Origin of the sequence: Streptomyces sp. NBC_00454, assembly GCF_041434015.1 — a bacterium.
Taxonomy (GTDB): Bacteria; Actinomycetota; Actinomycetes; order Streptomycetales; family Streptomycetaceae; genus Streptomyces.
In genome coordinates, this window is sequence record NZ_CP107907.1 from 4,017,145 (window position 1) to 4,034,229 (window position 17,085).

At 71.9% G+C, this 17,085-nt stretch carries 14 protein-coding genes; 4 read left to right on the plus strand and 10 right to left on the minus strand.

Annotated elements, in window-relative coordinates; genetic code table 11:
- Positions 1–171 precede the first annotated feature (171 nt).
- The 3 genes from OHU74_RS18695 to OHU74_RS18705 all read right to left on the minus strand — a co-directional run bounded on the left by OHU74_RS18695 (position 172) and on the right by OHU74_RS18705 (position 3,732).
- The gene (locus OHU74_RS18695; protein ID WP_371616960.1) at positions 172–789 is read right to left on the minus strand and encodes a hypothetical protein; all 618 of its coding nucleotides are present in this window, start codon (positions 787–789) and stop codon (positions 172–174) included.
- A 713-nt stretch (positions 790–1,502) separates the two neighbouring features.
- Complete coding sequence (locus OHU74_RS18700; RefSeq protein ID WP_371616961.1) at positions 1,503–2,414, minus strand: hypothetical protein; 912 nt, start codon at positions 2,412–2,414, stop codon at positions 1,503–1,505.
- Positions 2,415–2,451: 37 nt separating this feature from the next.
- Positions 2,452–3,732 carry a 3-oxoacyl-[acyl-carrier-protein] synthase III C-terminal domain-containing protein gene (locus OHU74_RS18705; protein ID WP_371616962.1) on the minus strand — a complete coding sequence of 427 codons (1,281 nt, stop codon included), beginning with the start codon at positions 3,730–3,732 and terminating at the stop codon, positions 2,452–2,454.
- Between the two features lie 116 nt (positions 3,733–3,848).
- Here OHU74_RS18705 and OHU74_RS18710 point away from each other — a divergent pair, with 116 nt between their 5' ends.
- A complete protein-coding gene (locus OHU74_RS18710) occupies positions 3,849–5,459 on the plus strand; it encodes a hypothetical protein (RefSeq protein ID WP_371616963.1) in 1,611 nt (536 codons plus the stop codon).
- 58 nt (positions 5,460–5,517) lie between these two features.
- Here OHU74_RS18710 and OHU74_RS18715 read toward each other — a convergent pair whose 3' ends face one another.
- From OHU74_RS18715 to kdpF, 6 genes are all read right to left on the minus strand, one after another.
- The gene (locus tag OHU74_RS18715) at positions 5,518–6,585 is read right to left on the minus strand and encodes a PucR family transcriptional regulator (RefSeq protein WP_371616964.1); all 1,068 of its coding nucleotides are present in this window, start codon (positions 6,583–6,585) and stop codon (positions 5,518–5,520) included.
- A gap of 198 nt (positions 6,586–6,783) precedes the next feature.
- Positions 6,784–8,046: an MFS transporter gene (locus tag OHU74_RS18720; RefSeq protein WP_371616965.1), complete on the minus strand. Its 1,263-nt coding sequence runs from the start codon at positions 8,044–8,046 to the stop codon at positions 6,784–6,786.
- A 153-nt stretch (positions 8,047–8,199) separates the two neighbouring features.
- The gene (gene kdpC / locus OHU74_RS18725; protein WP_371616966.1) at positions 8,200–8,835 is read right to left on the minus strand and encodes a potassium-transporting ATPase subunit KdpC; all 636 of its coding nucleotides are present in this window, start codon (positions 8,833–8,835) and stop codon (positions 8,200–8,202) included.
- A 3-nt stretch (positions 8,836–8,838) separates the two neighbouring features.
- Positions 8,839–10,938: a potassium-transporting ATPase subunit KdpB gene (gene kdpB / locus OHU74_RS18730; RefSeq protein WP_371616967.1), complete on the minus strand. Its 2,100-nt coding sequence runs from the start codon at positions 10,936–10,938 to the stop codon at positions 8,839–8,841.
- Positions 10,935–12,599, minus strand: a complete 1,665-nt coding sequence (gene kdpA, locus OHU74_RS18735) for a potassium-transporting ATPase subunit KdpA (protein WP_371616968.1) — start codon at positions 12,597–12,599, stop codon at positions 10,935–10,937. Before kdpA ends, kdpB begins: the two co-directional genes overlap by 4 nt.
- A gap of 6 nt (positions 12,600–12,605) precedes the next feature.
- Complete coding sequence (gene kdpF, locus OHU74_RS18740; protein WP_371616969.1) at positions 12,606–12,695, minus strand: K(+)-transporting ATPase subunit F; 90 nt, start codon at positions 12,693–12,695, stop codon at positions 12,606–12,608.
- Between the two features lie 419 nt (positions 12,696–13,114).
- Here kdpF and OHU74_RS18745 point away from each other — a divergent pair, with 419 nt between their 5' ends.
- The 3 genes from OHU74_RS18745 to pucL all read left to right on the plus strand — a co-directional run bounded on the left by OHU74_RS18745 (position 13,115) and on the right by pucL (position 16,560).
- Complete coding sequence (locus OHU74_RS18745; RefSeq protein ID WP_371616970.1) at positions 13,115–13,888, plus strand: SDR family NAD(P)-dependent oxidoreductase; 774 nt, start codon at positions 13,115–13,117, stop codon at positions 13,886–13,888.
- 122 nt (positions 13,889–14,010) lie between these two features.
- Positions 14,011–15,375, plus strand: coding sequence for an aspartate aminotransferase family protein (locus OHU74_RS18750; RefSeq protein ID WP_371616971.1), 1,365 nt, complete (start codon positions 14,011–14,013; stop codon positions 15,373–15,375).
- A 267-nt stretch (positions 15,376–15,642) separates the two neighbouring features.
- Positions 15,643–16,560: a factor-independent urate hydroxylase gene (gene pucL, locus OHU74_RS18755; protein WP_330297560.1), complete on the plus strand. Its 918-nt coding sequence runs from the start codon at positions 15,643–15,645 to the stop codon at positions 16,558–16,560.
- A gap of 81 nt (positions 16,561–16,641) precedes the next feature.
- Here the strand turns inward: pucL and OHU74_RS18760 are convergent, their stop codons facing one another.
- Positions 16,642–17,052, minus strand: coding sequence for a histidine phosphatase family protein (locus OHU74_RS18760; protein WP_371616972.1), 411 nt, complete (start codon positions 17,050–17,052; stop codon positions 16,642–16,644).
- Between the last annotated feature and the right edge of the window lie 33 nt (positions 17,053–17,085).

Genomic DNA, 17,085 nt, shown 5'->3' on the forward strand with positions numbered 1-17,085 from the left:
TCCCGCTCATGCGGAGGGTCTGCCCCGGCACGCGGACCAACTCCCCGCCCGGACCCGAGATCCCCCCGACCGGGGGATGAAGACACCCCCCACGGCTGACAGATGGCCGAGGGGGGCGACTGGTGAACAGGTCCGGGACGCGTCGGGTCCCGGGGAGCGTCCCGGGCACCGTCAGCGAGGCGTGCGGCGGTGTCCGGTGAGGCGGGCCAGGACGGCGGTCTCGCCGCTGATCAGCCGGAGTTGGGCCTTGCCGGACGCCCCCTCGTGCTCGGAGACCCCGGCGGGGGAGACCCGGTACACGGTGAAAACGGCCGTACGCCGGTCGGCGCGGGGGATCTCGACCGTCTGCCCGCGCCGGAGCCCGGCGAGACGGAGGGATTCCCCGGAGACCTCGGCGGTGCCGGCCGCGCCCGGGGCCGGACCCGCGGAGTTCCAGACGGCCCCGTCCACCAGGTCCGGCCCGCCCGCACCGCCCACCGGGGTCCCGCCCGTCAGCGGTACGTCGACCCGCAGGCTCCGGATGACCAGCCGGAGCGGTCGTGAAGCCGGTAGGGGCGCCACTCCCGCGCGCGCGGGCCGCCGGGTGCCCTTGCCGGTGGTGTGCCCGTCCGAATGGTCCAGCTGCCGGGCCAGCCGCCGCGGGCCGGACAGTCCCAGCACCCGCGACGGCAGGGCGTCGCCGGCGGTGGGCGAGGCGGGCCGGGCTCCTTCGGTGGAGTGCAACACCCCTATCCCGACGATCAGCAGAGTCACCGTCAGCACGCCGACCATCCACTGGGCGCGGGGCATGAGAATCCCTCCTGGTCCGGCTCGGGCGGCCGGGTCCTGAGAGCAGTGGACTCCTCTCCGCGCCCCGGCTCCTCGTGTAACACGAAGAACTGACGGCGCGTCACTGTCACGTCACCCCGAGGTGGGACCGTCTTCGCAGATGGCGGCCGGTGGGCCGGGCGGTGACCAGGATGTGGAAGGCGTGCGCCCGAACGGGTGAGAACGTCAAGGCGGGGCCCCGGGCGTGTCGGGTCGGCGGCACGTTCTGCCACATGCGAAAACCTGTCAAGCGGGACGGGGCGACGGAGTGTCGGCGCGAGTTGCGGGGGTGGACCGGGCGGCTTGTCCTTGAGCCATGAATGATCCTTACGCATATGCCCTGGCCATGGGCCCCCGCTACGCTCCGGCCGCCGGGCCCCGCTCCGGGAGCGGTGGCTTCGTCACCGTCAGAGCGCTGCCCAGAACGCGCTCCGCGGCCGCCTCGCGCAGGGCGTCGGCCAGGCCGTCTCTTTCGAATCTTGCCGGGTCCGCGCCGCCCGGCACCGCACCTCGCCGCACTGCCGGGTCACCCGAGTACGTCCAGTACGCGGGAGACCCGGCAGCGCGCCGAGGCACGGCACCGGACGACGCGGACCTGACCGACAAGATCCGAAAGAGACGGCCTGCGCCGTCCACCACGTGCCGCTCCCGCCAGGGGCGTTCGGCCGGGTCCCCGCCGGTGGGCGCGGCTGTGCTCACACCCGCTCCGGGGTCCGGTCCGGCGCCCGCTCCGGCGCTCGGGCGAGGGGACGTGCGGGCGCCGCGGCCCGGGTGAGGTAGCCGGCGCAGAGCGGAGGGAGGGCCAGCTCGGTGGTCGCCGCCGTCGGCTGGAGCGCCGACAGGCGCCGCAGTACCCGTACGGCCAGCTGGGGGCCGAGCGCCCCGGCCAGGGCCGCGGCCTCGACGGGGTGCGCGTGCACCCAGCCGATGTGGCGCAGCCCCGACCAGCCCGCCGCCCCGGCGGCGTCCGCCAGGGCGGCGGCCGTGGCCGACAGCGGCAGCAGGCTGACGGCCGCCGGAGCAGCCGGGGAGTCCGGGGTGCCGAGCACCGGCAGGGGGCTCGGCCGGGTGGCCTCGGCGACCGCGAGCCGGGTGAACACCGGCCGCGGCAGCTCCGGATGGTCGGGCAGGTCGCTCACGGTCGGGGCCAGGCAGTGCACCCCGGCCGGGAACCCCTCCCGCACGGCCGCGGCGGCCACGGTCCGCCCGGCCGGACCCGCGTCCCCGGTGGTGACCAGGTGGAACGCGGTCGGCCGCGGGCCCGCGGAGGCGAGGGGCAGCAGCGCGGCCACGGTGGCGGCGGGCTGCTCCACGCACCAGACGGCGTCGAAGCCGGGTGCCATCGGCGCGGCGGCCGTGGCATCGGCGGGGTCGCCGGCCGCCTCCCCGGCCAGGACTTCGCAGGCCCGGCGTGCGTCGAGGCGGGCCGCGAGGAGGTCGACGTACTCGGGATAAAGCCCGATCAGCGCGAGCTGACGGGCCAGCAGGAGCCTGCTCTGCCGTACGTCGGTGGCGGTGAGCAGGGTCAGGTGGTGACCGCGGCCGAGCAGTTCGGCGGCGAGCCGGATGCCGGTGGGGCCTGCGGCACCGGCGAGGGCGATGTACACGGCGGACTCGTTTCGGAGGAGGTGGGGGCACGTGCTCCTACGCGGTGGCGGTGGTTCTCGCGGCTCGGTCGGCCGGGTCGGCCGGGTCGGGTCCGTCGGCCCGGGCGGGCCCGTCGGCCCGGGCGGCTTCGACGGCGGCCGGGACCGGCGGCAGGGGCGCGGTGACGGTGACCTCGCCCGGGATCGAGACCCGTACGAGGAAGGCCCCGCGCTCGGGACCCGCGCCGATGACGGAGAAGCAGACGGTGTCGCCCCCGTCGACCAGGCCGTTGACGACATCGGTGTAGAAGAGCACCGGGGTCGCGGAGGTGACCAGATTGCCGAGTTCACGGGCGTGCGCGGGGGCCTTGCGCGCGTCCAGCCCGGCGAGCCGGTGGTAGTCCTCGACCAGGGCCGGCCCGGCCTGGTGGGTGTAGATGCGCCGGACCTCGTCCACGAAACCGGGCCGGTGCGCGTCCATGGTCTCCTGGTTCAGCATCATGCCGCGCGAGTAATAGCGGGCCAACTCCGGGCCGTTGAGTCCGAATGCGGAGAGTTCGGCGGAACCGGGGAAACCCGGCGGGTGGGCGGCGCCGCCACCCGGGTAATGGATGAGCGGATCGCTGAATCCGGGCTCGCCGCCGAAATCGAGGGAATCGCGCGAATAGAATCCGACGCCGTCGAAGGTTTCGTCCCGCTCGAATACGAGCGCGGTGGCGGCATCGGAGAACAGCGCGCCGGAGCACCACAGGGTGTGCGCGAAGGGATGCCCGCCGCCGGAACCGCCCTCGCCCTCGCCGCGGTACTGGGAAATCACGCCGTTGTCGTCGATCCCGATGGGACTGGCGGCGTTGTACGAGATCACCAGCGCGCGCTTGGCCCGCGTCCGGGCGAGATGGGCGGCGACGCGGGACAGCCCGCCGCAGCCGGCGCCCAGCTGGAAGGGCGGCACGCCGTCGGGGATGCGCAGGCGTCGCAGCAGGTTGAAGGCGTCCTGGTCGAGCATGATCTCGTACGGGGTGCACGTGGCGACGAAGACCGCATCGATGTCGCCGGGCTCCGCGCGGGCCGAGCGCAGGGCCTGGCGGGCGACGTCGACGACGCTGTCGAGCGAACCGAACCGCTCGCGGTCCCAGCTCTTGGAAGCGACCCCGAGGATGCGCTCGATATCGGCGCCGGAGACTTCCTTTCCGGCGCGTTTGCGGTGCGGTATGTGTGCGAGCCCGGCCCAGTCCTCGACGGAGATGATGTCGCCGATCTGGGCTCCGACTCCGGAAATCCGATAGGGGAACGAGTACGCGTGCGCGGCGGTGACGGTGGCCGTTTCCGAGGCAGACATGGGTCTCCGGTCCGTGGAATCCGATGGGAACGGCTCCAGCGAACACCAGGGGGCGCAGCGGAAGAAGGGAATGTGGGGGGCGCAGTGGTGAAAGCGTTGAATGCGGGGTGGCTGCCGTGACCCGCAGACGGGCCAACGAGCGGTTGGCGGAGCTGCTGGCCGAGGCCGGGTGGAACGGCGCGGAGCTGGCGCGCGGGGTCAACGCGCTGGGGACGCTGCACGGGCTGGCCCTGCGGTACGACCGGACCGCGGTGGCGCACTGGCTGTCCGGTACGAGGCCGCGGAGGCCCGTGCCCGAGCTGATAGCGGCGGCGCTGACGGACCGCTGCGGGCGGTTCGTGACGGTGGAGGAGGCGGGCTTCGACCCGTCCGGCCGGGGTTCCGGTTCCGGGCTGATTTCCGGTTCCGCTTCTGGTTCCTCTTCCGGACTCGGTGCCGCTGCGGATCCCGGCCCCGACCCCGCTGGGGATGCCGGTCCGGCCACCGCTGCGGCCACCGCTGCGGCCCCCGGCGCGGGGCCGACGGTGGAGGGGCTGCGCCGCCTCGCCCTGCAGGCCCGGGCGGACGCGGACCCGCACACCCGCCCGCCCCTGCTCCGCAGCCCGTACCAGCCGGTCCCGATCGCGGAATGGGAGCCGAGCCGGGCCGGGGAGCCGAGCCGGGCCGCCCCCGCCCCCGCGCCCCGGCCCGGCTCCGCCGCCCCCGGTGTCGCGGAGCTCGCCGCGCGGCGCCATCTCGCCACGCACGCGGAGCAGTTGCGGGCCCTGGCCGGGAGCTTCTCGGGGCTCTACCTCGCCCATGGCGGTACCCGCACCCGCGCCGCCCTCGCCGCCTGGCTGGCCCAGGACGCGGGGGCCTTCGCCGCGCGCCGTCCCCGGCCGGGCCGGGCGGGCCGGCCGGGAACCGGGGCGGGGAACGGGGCCGGCCCGGGCGGGGTGCTCGCGCGGACGCGGGTCTGCGCGGAACACCCGACGGCGGTGGAGGAGGACGTGCTCCGGCGCTACGCGCAACTCACGCACCTGCTCGGGGACATGACCGTGGACGCCGGGTACCACGGGCTCGCGCAGGAGTACCACGCCATCGCCCTCGGGCTGGCCCGGCAGGCGGGGGACCGCCGGATGTACGCCATCACGCTCCGCGCGATGAGCGCGCACGCCGGGCGGCTGGGGCAGCCCGGGTACGCGGTGCGCCTCGCCCGGATGGCCGTGGACACCGCTCCCGCCGACGGGGAGCCCGGGACGCTGGCGTTCCTGCTGGTCCAGCGCGCCACGGCGCACGCCCACGTGGGGGAGCGGGCAGCGGCCGCCGCCGATCTGGCCGCCGCCGACCTGGTGCACGCACGGCACACGGCGGAGAAGCCCGCCGGCCCCTTCGACTCCTACGCCCGCGCCGACTTCGACTTCGCCCGGGCCCGGACCCACCTCGCGCTCGGCGAGTTCCTGGCCGCGGTGGAGGCGCTGGAGCGGTCCCTGCGCGGCCGCGCGGTCGGGCAGCACCGGGCCACGGCGCTCACGAACGCCGCCCTCGCGGAGACGCTGTTACGCCTCGGGCACCTCACCCGGGCGTGCGAACACTGGCGGGCGTTCCTCACGGCCGTCCCGGCCGTGCAGTCCCGCGCGGTGCACGAGGCGCTCGGACGGCTCCTGCGGGACCTGACCCCATACCGGCGGATGAGGGAGGCGGTCCCGACCGTCGCGATGGCGAGGGCGCTCGCCGAACGGCTGTAGCAGCCGGGGAGCGGCCAAGGAGCGGCCGAGGGACGGCCAAGGAACGGCCGAGGGGCGGCTACAGCGGCCGCTCCGGCCAGTTCAGCAGCCGGGCCCCGATCACCGCCGTCTGGAGGGTGTAGCGCTGAACCGGGTCGCCGGGGTCCGTTCCGGTCAGGCGGTGGATGCGTTCCAGGCGGTACGTCAGCGCGCGCACGCTCAGGTTCAGCCGCCGGGCCGCCGCCGCGCCCACGCAGCCGGAGTCGAAGTACGCGGTCAGCGTGTCCAGCAGCGGACCGGCTCCGCCGCGGCCCGCCTGCAGGGGGCCCAGGACGGTCGCCACCAGGTCGGCCATGGCCGCCCGGTCCCGCGCCAGCACCGGGAAGACCAGGAGGTCGGCGGAGCGCAGCACCGGGCCCTCGAGGAGGAGGCGGTCGGCGAGGTCGAGGGCGTTCAGGGCCTCCTCGTACGAGGTCACGACCCCGCCCGCGCCCGGATGGGGGCGGCCGATCGCGACGAGGCCCCGTTCGGCCACGGCGGCGTACGCGTACTTGGCGAAGTGCGCGAGGAGGTCGTCCTGGTCGCCCGGCGCCACGCAGATCAGCTGGCCGTCCTTGGTGGCGAGCAGGAACGTACGGTGGCCGAACCGCCCGGCGAGGGCCAGTTCCACCTGCCGGATGGCCGCGCCTGTGTCCTCGTACGACTCGGGTCCGCGCGCCACCGCCACCGAGTGCGCCTGTGCCAGGTGCAGGCCGAAACGGTCGGCCCGCGCGCTCAGCCGGCCCAGGTCGCTGCGCCCGAGGAGCAGGTCGTCGATGAACTCCCGGCGGGCCGCCTCCTCTTGGCGGACCGCGAGCCGCTGGGCCCGTTCGTAGCCCTCGGCGAAGGCGTCGACGGCCTGTTCGACCGCCGCGAGCACGTGGTGTGCGGCGATCCGGCCGGCCAGCGCCTGCCGCGTCACGGCCAGGTGCGCGCCGATCAGGGTGCGCAGCCCGTACCCGGCCTCGGCGGCCCGCTCGCCCTCCGCGCGCCGGGCATCGAGCTCGTCGCGGCCGGGGCGGCGGCCGGTCTCCGCCGCGTGTCCGAGGATCCGGACGTAGCCCTCGAGGTACTCCTGGGGGACCTCCGTACTCCTGGTGGTACCCACGGCCCCGGTGGGCCTGGTGGTCCCGGGGACCCCGCAGCTTCTGGCCATCCCGGGCATACGAGATATCCGGGATATCTCCCGACCTTCCGTCACACCATCCCCCGCGCGTCGACCAAGGGCCCCATTCTTCCTGGTCGCAGGCGGTTTTCGGCTAGAGCCGGGGAGGAATTCCGTACGTGCGCCCGAAGGCGGAACGCTCTAGGCCCGGCTCCGGAGCGTGCGCTCCAGGCGCATCATCCAGACCGTGGCCCAGACGAGGGCGAGGACCGCGAACGCGCGGGTGGCGGCCGCCATGCCGAAGGCTGAGGCCAGCGGGCCGATGGCGAGGGCGGAGACGCCCTGCAGGCCCGCGGCCAGACCGAAGGCCAGGACCATGACCCGGCCCCGGATGTGGTCGGGGCTGGCCATTTGCAGGCCGTTGACGGAAAGGATCCCGCACGCGCCGACCCCTACGTGGCCCACCGCGGCGGCGGCCATGCCCAGGGCCAGGTGGTCGGCCTGGGCCAGGGCCAGGTATCCGGCGCCGAAGACGGCCAGGCCGCCCGAGGTCACGTAGAACCGCCGGTGCTGCGAACCACCGGCGAGCCGCCGGCCGACGAAGGGGCCGAGGACGGCTCCGACGCCCTGGGCGAGGTACAGGGCGCCGACCCCCGACTCCCCGACGTGGAAGCGGGCCAGGGCGTAGACGGGCAGCAGTCCGACCATGCCGTAGGAGAGCCGCAGTCCGGCGGTCAGCCACAGGTACGCGACCACGGGCGGCGTGGCCCGTACGAACCGCCCCAGCTCCGCGGAATCGGCGCGAACCCGCATCCGGTGGTCGGGGACGGCCGTCGCGAAGGGGCGGCGGATCCGGCCGACGAGGAGGGCGGAGGCGGCGAACGAGAGCGCGTCCACGAGCAGCGTGACGGAGGCGCCGCCCACCGCGGCGACCAGTCCGCCGAGCCCGGCGCCGACCAGCAGTCCGCCGGAGTACACGCCGCCGAGCGCGGCCTGGGCTGCCGGCAGGTCCCGGTCGTCCACCAGGTTGGGCAGCACGGTCTCGGGGAGCGGGCTGGACACCGCGGCGAACGCCGACAGCAGGGCCAGACAGCAGAACGCGAGCGGCACCGACCCCAGCCGCAGGGCGGCCAGCAGCCCGAAGACCGGCACCACCGCGCCGAGATCGCAGGCGATCCGCAGCCGCCGCCGGTCGAAGCCGTCGGTCAGCGGACCGATGAGCGGGACCAGGGCCACCCGGGGAAGGGAGTTGACGGCGAACAGCACCGCCGTCAGCGCGGCCGACCCGGTCTGCCGGTACACGAACCCGCTCAGCGCGACCAGGGTGAACCAGTCCCCGGTCAGGCTGAACGCCGAGGCACAGAGCAGCCGCCGGAAGTCGGGATTGGCCCGCAGCAGCGCGGGGAGGCGGGTGGGAGGTGACGGGGGCGGTCCGGGCGGCGGTCCGGCCGGCGGTCCGGGCATCTCCGGCCGCCGGATCAGCGCACCCGGGTCATGACCGGTCCGCCCGGACGCCGCCCGACCAGAATTCGCACCCGCGACAGTCCGCAGTCCGTGTATGAGCTCCCCATGAGCGTCAGTAGAGCATCCGTCCTCCCGGCCGGAACCGGGAGTTGGCTACTTCTGGGCGATGGCCTTCAGCGCCACGTTCAGCTCCAGGACGTTGACGCGGGGCTCTCCCATGAAGCCGAGCGTGCGGCCCTCGGTGTGGTCCTCGACCAGCTTCTCGACCGCCGCCACCGGGAGGCCGTTGCGCTGTGCGACGCGGTGGATCTGGAGGTCCGCGTAGGCCGGGGAGATGTTCGGGTCCAGGCCGGAGCCGGAGGAGGTGACCGCGTCCGCAGGGATGTCGGAGAGGCGCGGGGTGTAGCCGGGGACGGTGTTGTCGAGCAGGGCCTTGGCCTTGGCCTCCTCCACCGCCTTCAGGAGCTCCGGGCTGTCCGCCGCCTTGTTGGTGGCTCCGGAGACCAGCAGCTCGTACTGCGTGTTGAGGGTGTTCTTCCCCAGGCCCGCCGCCGGGCGGCCCTGGAACCAGCGCAGGTCGTCCCCGTACGACTGGCCGATGAGGGAGGAGCCGACGACCTTGCCGGTGGCGTCCTTGATCTCGGAGCCGTTGGCCTTGGTGTGGAAGGCGGCTTGGGCGATGCCGGTGACGGCGAGCGGGTAGATGACCCCGCAGAGGACGGTCAGGACGAGCAGGGCTCGCAGGCCGGCGCCGATCAACCGCACTGTGTTTCCGACAGAGTTGTTCATGGGTCAGCCGATTCCGGGGATGAGGGAGACGATCATGTCGATGAGCTTGATGCCGATGAACGGGGCGATGAGGCCGCCGAGTCCGTAGAGGGTGAGGTTGCGGCGGAGCATTTTGTCGGCGCTGGTCGGCCGGTACTGGACGCCCTTGAGGGCGAGCGGTACGAGGGCGATGATGACCAGTGCGTTGAAGATGACGGCCGACAGGATCGCGGAGTTGGGCGAGGACAGGCCCATGATGTTGAGCTTGTCGAGGCCCGGGTAGACCACGGCGAACATGGCCGGGATGATCGCGAAGTACTTGGCGACGTCGTTGGCGATGGAGAAGGTGGTCAGCGCGCCTCGGGTGATCAGCAACTGCTTGCCGATCTCCACGATTTCGATGAGCTTGGTGGGGTTGGAGTCCAGGTCCACCATGTTCCCGGCTTCTTTGGCGGCCGAGGTGCCGGTGTTCATGGCCACGCCGACGTCCGCCTGGGCGAGGGCGGGCGCGTCGTTCGTACCGTCGCCGGTCATGGCGACGAGCTTGCCGCCGGCCTGTTCCCGCTTGATGAGGGCCATCTTGTCCTCGGGGGTGGCCTCGGCGAGGAAGTCGTCCACGCCCGCTTCCTCCGCGATGGCTTTGGCGGTGAGTGGGTTGTCGCCGGTGATCATGATGGTTTTGATGCCCATGCGGCGCAGTTCGTCGAAGCGTTCGCGCATGCCCTCCTTGACCACGTCCTTGAGGTGGATGACACCCAGGACGCGGGCGCCGCTGTCGTCCTTGACGGCGACCAGGAGCGGGGTGCCGCCGGCCTCGGAGATCCGGTCGGTGAGTGCTTGGGCGTCCTCGGCGACCGTGCCGCCCTGCTCCTTGACCCAGGTGATGACCGAGCCGGTCGCGCCCTTGCGGGTCTGCTTGCCGTCCACGTCCACGCCCGACATGCGGGTCTGGGCGGTGAACTCGATCCAGGTGGCGTGTGACAGTTCGCCCTGGTGGCGTTCGCGCAGGCCGTACTTCTCCTTCGCGAGGACGACGATGGAGCGGCCCTCGGGGGTTTCGTCGGCGAGGGAGGACAGCTGGGCGGCGTCGGCCAGTTCGGCTTCCGTCGTGCCCTTGACCGGCACGAACTCCGAGGCCTGGCGGTTGCCGAGGGTGATCGTGCCCGTCTTGTCCAGGAGGAGGGTGGAGACGTCGCCCGCGGCTTCCACGGCCCGCCCGGACATGGCCAGGACGTTGCGCTGTACGAGCCGGTCCATGCCGGCGATGCCGATGGCGGAGAGCAACGCGCCGATGGTGGTGGGGATCAGGCAGACCAGCAGGGCGGTCAGGACGATCATCGACTGCTCGGCGTGCGCGTACATCGCGAAGGGCTGGAGGGTGACGACGGCCAGCAGGAAGACGATGGTGAGGGACGCGAGAAGGATGTTGAGGGCGATCTCGTTGGGCGTCTTCTGACGGGCCGCGCCCTCGACCAGGGCGATCATCCGGTCGATGAAGGTTTCGCCGGGCTTCGTCGTGATCTTGATGACGATGCGGTCGGAGAGGACCTTGGTGCCGCCGGTGACGGCACTGCGGTCGCCGCCGGACTCGCGGATGACGGGAGCCGATTCACCGGTGATGGCGGATTCGTCCACGGACGCGACGCCTTCGACCACGTCTCCGTCGCCGGGGATGATGTCCCCGGCCTCGCAGACCACGAGGTCGCCGATACGGAGCTCCGTGCCGGGCACGGTTTCCTCGACGGCGCCGTTCAGGCGGCGCGCGACGGTGTCGGTCTTGGCCTTGCGCAGGGTGTCGGCCTGGGCCTTGCCGCGGCCCTCGGCCACCGCCTCCGCCAGGTTGGCGAAGATCGTGGTCAGCCACAGCCAGCCGGTGATCGCCCAGCCGAAGAGGTTGCCCGGGTCGGATATGGCCAGGGCGGTGGTCAGTACGGAACCGATCAGCACCACGAACATGACCGGGGACTTGACCATCACGCGGGGGTCCAGCTTGCGCACCGCGTCCGGGAAGGACTTCAGCAGCTGCTTCGGGTCGAAGATCCCGCCGCCGATCCGGGCCTTCTCGGGCTTGTGACCGCTGGGCAGGTCCCCGTGCGGGGCGCGGGTGGGGGTGATGGTGCTCATGAGGCGAGCCCTTCGGCGAGCGGGCCCAGCGCCAGCGCCGGGAAGTAGGTGAGGCCGGTGACGATGATGATCGTGCCGACGAGGAGGAAGGTGAACAGCGGCTTCTCGGTGCGCAGGGTGCCCGCGGTGGCGGGGACCGGCTGCTGTTCGGAGAGCGAGCCGGCCAGTGCGAGGACGAAGACCATCGGCAGGAAGCGGCCGAGGAGCATCGCCAGTCCGGTGGTCGTGTTGAACCACTGGGTGTTGGCGTTCAGTCCGGCGAAGGCCGAGCCGTTGTTGTTGCCGGCCGAGGTGTAGGCGTAGAGGACCTCGGAGAAGCCGTGCGCGCCGCCGTTGGACATCGAGGTGACCGGGGTGGGCAGGGCCATCGCGAGGGCCGTGAAGCCGAGGACCAGCGTCGGGGTGATCAGGATGTAGCAGGCCGCGAACTTGATCTCGCGGGTGCCGATCTTCTTGCCCAGGTACTCGGGGGTCCGGCCGACCATCAGACCGGCGATGAACACCGCGATGATCGCCATGATCAGCATCCCGTAGAGCCCGGAGCCGACGCCGCCGGGGGCGATCTCGCCGAGCTGCATGCCCAGCAGCTGGATTCCGCCGCCGAGCCCCGTGTAGGAGGAGTGGAAGGAGTTGACCGTGCCGGTCGAGGTCAGCGTCGTGGCGACCGAGAAGATCGCGGAGGCGCCGATCCCGAAGCGGGTCTCCTTGCCCTCCATCGCCCCGCCGGCCGCCTGGAGCGCCGGCCCGTGGTGGCTGAATTCCGTCCACATCATCAGGGCGGTGAAGCCGAGCCAGATGGTCACCATCGTGGCGAGGATCGCGTAGCCCTGGCGGACCGAGCCGACCATGCGGCCGAAGGTGCGGGTCAGGGAGAACGGGATGAGGAGCATCAGGAAGATCTGGAAGAGGTTCGAGAAGGGGGTCGGGTTCTCGAAGGGGTGGGCGGCGTTGGCGTTGAAGTAGCCGCCGCCGTTGGTGCCCAGCTGCTTGATGGCGTCCTGTGAGGCGGCCGCGCCACCGTTCCACTGCTGCTGCCCGCCCAGGAACTGGCCGACCTCGTGGATCCCGGAGAAGTTCTGGATGACCCCGCAGGCCACCAGCACCACCGCGCCGATCGCCGACAGGGGCAGCAGGATGCGGACGGTGCCGCGGACCAGGTCCGACCAGAAGTTGCCGAGCTCGCCGGTACGGGAGCGCGCGAAGCCCCGTACGAGGGCCACCGCCACGGCCATGCCGACCGCGGCGGAGAGGAAGTTCTGTACGGCCAGGCCGCCGGTCTGGACGAGCGGGCCCATGGCCTGCTCGCCGGCGTACGACTGCCAGTTCGTGTTCGACACGAAGGAGACGGCCGTGTTGAAGGCCTGGTCCGGCTTGATGGAGGCGAAGCCCAGCGAGCCGGGCAGGCCGCCCTGGACGCGCTGGAGGAGGTAGAGGAAGAGGACGCTCACCGCCGAGAAGGCGAGGACGCCGCGCAGGTACGCGGGCCAGCGCATTTCGGCCGACGGGTTGGCGCCGATGGCCTTGTAGATCCACTTCTCGGGGGCCCAGTGCTTCTTCGAGGAGTAGACGCGGGCCATGTAGTCGCCCAGCGGGCGGTAGGAGAGGGCCAGTGCCGCGATGAGCGCGAGCAGCTGGAGCACCCCGGCAAGAACGGGACTCATCGGGGTTCAGAACCTCTCAGGGAACACGAGGGCGATGACGAGGTAACCCAGCAGCGCCACGGCGACCAGCAGACCGACGATGTTTTCGGCGTTCACAGCTTGGCCACCCCCTTGGCGACGAGTACCACCAGTGCGAAGACCGCGATCGTGGTGACGACGAAGGCCAGATCGGCCATCGTGAGCTCCCGGGGATTTCGAGGGCGGGGTGCTTTTTAGGACACCTCGTGTCGGACACCTCTGAGTGGAACGCCTGTCGGGGGGTCTCACAGACACCCTTGACGGGGCCCATACGCCTGGAGGTGCGGCTTTTACGGGTCCCTAACACCGTGGATGCGTGCCGTTCGCTCAGGTTAGGTGTGTATGTGCTGATCCGCCCGATAACGGGTGATGCGGGGGCCTGCTTCGAAGGATTGAATTCCGGATAGCGGAAACTCACTTCCGACATACGGGATCCGCGCTATGCTCCGGCCGTCCCGCACACGGAAATCCCCCCGCCCCCCGCCAGGAGGAACGCAATGCCCGAGCAGACCCCCGCAGCCCCGGCCGAGACCCGCGTCGCCCTGATCACCGGGTCGTCCTCCGGCATCGGCGCCGGGATCGCCCGCAGACTGGCCGCGGCCGGCATCCGGGTCGTCCTGAACTCGGCGCGCAGCGAGGACGCCGGCAAGGCGCTCGCCGCCGAGCTGCCGGACGCGGTCTACGTACGGGGAGACGTCGCCGACGCCGCCGACGCGCGGCGGATCGTGCAGACGGCGATCGACGCGTACGGGCGCCTGGACATCCTGGTCAACAACGCGGGCGTCACCCGGTTCATCCCCCTGGGCGATCTGGACGCGGCCGATGCGGAGGCCTGGCGCGAGATCTTCGAGGTCAACGTCGTGGGCACCTGGCAGATGATCACCGCCGCCACCCCCCACCTGCGGGAATCCACGGAGCCCGGTGGCGCCTCGATCATCAACATCTCCTCCGTCTCCGCCACCCGCGCGCTCGGCAGCTCCATCCCGTACGCGGTCAGCAAGGCCGCGGTCAACCACATGACCCGGCTGCTGGCCTCCCAGCTCGGACCGGCCGTCCGGGTGAACGCGATCGCGCCCGGCCTCATCGACACCCCCTGGTACGAGGGCGCGGACGAGGTCTGGGAGAGCTCGCGCGAGTGGATCACGGAGAACACCCCGCTGCGCCGTGTGGGCACTCCGCAGGACGTGGCCGAGGCCGCGCTCTACCTGGTCGACGCGGCCTACACAACCGGCGACGTCCTCACGGTCGACGGCGGCCGGCACGTCGTCTGACCGGACGGCCGACGCCTCGTCCGACCGGCCGCCGACCCGCCCGCCGCCCCGTTGACCTCGGCCCCCGCACGCAGATCCGTACACGGAGAGGTATCCACATGCCGGACAACTACGCTCGATCCATGAACGCAGAAGCCGACGCCCTCGCCGCCGCCGCCAAGGCCGCAGTGAAAGATGCCGACCGCAAGCACGTCTTCCACTCGTGGTCGGCCCAGGAGCTCATCGACCCGCTCGCCGTCGCCGGCGCCGAGGGCTCGTACTTCTGGGACTACGACGGCAACCGCTACCTCGACTTCTCCAGTGCGCTCGTCTACACGAACATCGGCTACCAGCACCCGAAGGTCGCCGCCGCGATCGCCGAGCAGGCGGCGAAGCTCTGCACCGTCGCGCCCGGGTTCGCGGTGGACGTGCGTTCCGAGGCGGCCCGGCTGATCGCAGAGCGCACCCCCGGCGACCTCGACAAGATCTTCTTCACCAACGCGGGTGCCGAGGCCGTCGAGAACGCCGTCCGCATGGCCCGGCTGCACACCGGCCGCCCCAAGATCCTCTCCGCGTACCGCTCGTACCACGGGGCCACCTCCACCGCGATCAACCTCACGGGCGACGCGCGCCGCTTCGGCAACGACACCGCGACCGCCGGGGTCGTGCACTTCTGGGGACCCTTCACCTACCGCTCGCCCTTCTACGCCGCCGACGCGGCCGAGGAGTGCGCGCGCGCCCTGCGCCACCTCGAGGACACCATCGTCTTCGAGGGCCCGCAGTCCATCGCCGGGATCATCCTGGAGACCGTCGGCGGCGCCCCCGGCGTGCTCGTGCACCCCGACGGCTACCTGGCGGGCGTGCGCGAGCTCTGTGACCGCTTCGGCATCGTCTTCATCCTCGACGAGATCATGGTCGGCTTCGGCCGGACCGGTAAGTGGTTCGCCTCCGAGCACTGGGACGTCACCCCCGACCTGATCTGCTTCGCCAAGGGCATCACCAGCGGCTACGTCCCCCTCGGCGGCGTGGCCATCTCGGCCGCCATCGCCGAGACCTTCGCCCGCCGCCCCTACCCGGGCGGGCTGACGTACTCCGGGCACGTGCTGGCCTGCGCCGCGGCCGTGGCCACCGTGAACGTCATGGAGGAGGAGGGCATCGTCGAGCAGTCCGCCCGCACCGGCGCGGAGCTGCTGGGCCCGGGGCTCGCCGCGATCGCCGAGAGGCACCCGTCCGTCGGGGAGGTCCGGGGCATGGGCACCTTCTGGGCCCTGGAGCTCGTACGGAACAAGGAGACGCGCGAGCCCCTGGTCCCGTACAACGCCTCGGGCGCCGACAACGCGCCGATGGCGGAGTTCGGGGCGGCCCTGAAGAAGGCCGGCCTGTGGCCCCTGCTCGCGGGGAACCGCATGCACGTCGCGCCGCCGTGCAACGTGTCGGCCGAGGACGTGGCGAAGGGGCTGCGGATCATCGACGAAGCCCTCACGGTCGCCGACGCACACACGGTCTGACCTGCGCAGATCGTACGGTTGCCCAAGCCGTGGGTGCCTGTTCTCGGAGGATTCGCTCCCTTACGAACGGGATGTGAACGTGCTGGAATCAACAGGCACCTACGGACCGGGATGCACGTCAGTCCCGGGGCGGTCCACGTCTTCCTGAGTCTTCTCTGAAGTACGTGACCGAACGGCGGGGGGCGGGCTGCGCGTCCGCCGGACGCCGGGCGTACGGGATCCAGATGACCGGACTCCGTGTTCCCGAGTACCGAAGGAAGACAGCGCATGAGCAAGCACGTCCTCGCCCAGAACCAGTACGGCAAGGCCGAGAACCGCATCGTCAAGGTCACCCGCAAGGGCAACGACGGTTCCTGGCACGAGATCCGCGACCTGAACGTCTCGGTCGCCCTCCGCGGTGAGTTCCGCGATGTCCACCTGACCGGCGACAACGCCAACTGCCTGCCGACCGACACCACCAAGAACACGGTGTACGCCTTCGGCAAGGAGCACGGCGTCGACTCCCCGGAGGCCTTCGGCATCCTGCTCGCCAAGCACTTCGTCTCCTCCCAGGAGCCGATCCGCGAGGCGCAGATCCGCATCGAGGAGTTCGCCTGGGAGCGGATCCCGGTCCCGTCGCGCAAGGAGCAGCACTCCTTCTCCCTCAAGGGCAGCGAGGTGCGCACCACGCAGGTCACGTACAGCGAGACGACCGGTCTCCAGGTCATCTCGGGTCTGAAGGACCTGACCGTGATGAACTCGACCAACTCCGAGTTCCACGGCTACATCAAGGACAAGTACACGACCCTGAAGGAAGCGTACGACCGCATCCTGGCGACCAAGGTCACCGCGCGCTGGGCGCACTCGGCGCTGGCCGCCGACGACCCGGAGTTCGACTGGGACCAGTCGTACAAGAAGGTCCGCAAGAACATGCTCGAGGCGTTCGCGGAGACCTACTCGTACTCGCTCCAGCAGACCCTGAACCAGATGGCCGAGCGCGTGCTCGACAACTGCCCCAAGGTCAACGAGGTCCGCCTCAACCTCCCCAACAAGCACCACTTCCTCGTCGACCTGGAGCCCTTCGGCCTCAAGAACGACAACGAGGTCTACTTCGCGGCGGACCGCCCGTACGGTCTGATCGAGGGCACCATCCACCGCGACGGCGTGCAGCCGGTCATCGCGACCAGCGACTGGATCGTGGCGTAACGCCCCACTCGTTCCGACCGGTTCGGCCCGGCCCCGCCAAGGGGGCCGGGCCGAACCGGCGTTCGGGGCCGGGGGCCCCTCCTACTCCTCCGGCCGGCCCACGAGCAGGTTCCAGCGCCCGGAGCGGCCCGTCAGGGTGGTCACGGAGTCCGGCCTGACGTCCAGGCGCCAGAAGGCCGCCGCGGGCAGCTCCAGCGCCCACACGACGGCCGCCCGTACGACGCCCTGCCCGGCCACCGGCCGGTGCGTCCCCGGCGCCAGCCCGGCCAGCGCCGCGCCGACCCGCGCGATCAGCGCGTCCACCGACTCCCCGCCGCCCGGGGGCGCGTACGAGGCGTCGGTCATCCACCGCCGCAGCGCGTCCGGTTCACCGGCGGCCACCTCGTCCATCGTCCGCCCGGCCCAGGCGCCGTGATCCTGCCCACGCAGCCCCTCGTACCCGGGGCACGGATCCCCGTAGGGGAAGCGGTGCAGCCGCTCGGCTTCGCTCATCGGAGGTCTCACGAGCTGGACTCGAACCACTGC

What these genes read in the sequence shown, in the direction of transcription:
- OHU74_RS18695 (WP_371616960.1), bottom strand. Translation starts at nt 789, where the DNA reads ATGCCCCGCGCCCAGTGGATGGTCGGCGTGCTGACGGTGACTCTGCTG.
- pucL (WP_330297560.1), top strand. Translation starts at nt 15,643, where the DNA reads ATGAGCAAGCACGTCCTCGCCCAGAACCAGTACGGCAAGGCCGAGAAC.
- kdpB (WP_371616967.1), bottom strand. Translation starts at nt 10,938, where the DNA reads ATGAGCACCATCACCCCCACCCGCGCCCCGCACGGGGACCTGCCCAGC.
- OHU74_RS18760 (WP_371616972.1), bottom strand. Translation starts at nt 17,052, where the DNA reads ATGAGCGAAGCCGAGCGGCTGCACCGCTTCCCCTACGGGGATCCGTGC.
- kdpA (WP_371616968.1), bottom strand. Translation starts at nt 12,599, where the DNA reads ATGAGTCCCGTTCTTGCCGGGGTGCTCCAGCTGCTCGCGCTCATCGCG.
- OHU74_RS18705 (WP_371616962.1), bottom strand. Translation starts at nt 3,732, where the DNA reads ATGTCTGCCTCGGAAACGGCCACCGTCACCGCCGCGCACGCGTACTCG.
- OHU74_RS18720 (WP_371616965.1), bottom strand. Translation starts at nt 8,046, where the DNA reads ATGCCCGGACCGCCGGCCGGACCGCCGCCCGGACCGCCCCCGTCACCT.
- OHU74_RS18745 (WP_371616970.1), top strand. Translation starts at nt 13,115, where the DNA reads ATGCCCGAGCAGACCCCCGCAGCCCCGGCCGAGACCCGCGTCGCCCTG.
- OHU74_RS18750 (WP_371616971.1), top strand. Translation starts at nt 14,011, where the DNA reads ATGAACGCAGAAGCCGACGCCCTCGCCGCCGCCGCCAAGGCCGCAGTG.
- kdpC (WP_371616966.1), bottom strand. Translation starts at nt 8,835, where the DNA reads ATGAACAACTCTGTCGGAAACACAGTGCGGTTGATCGGCGCCGGCCTG.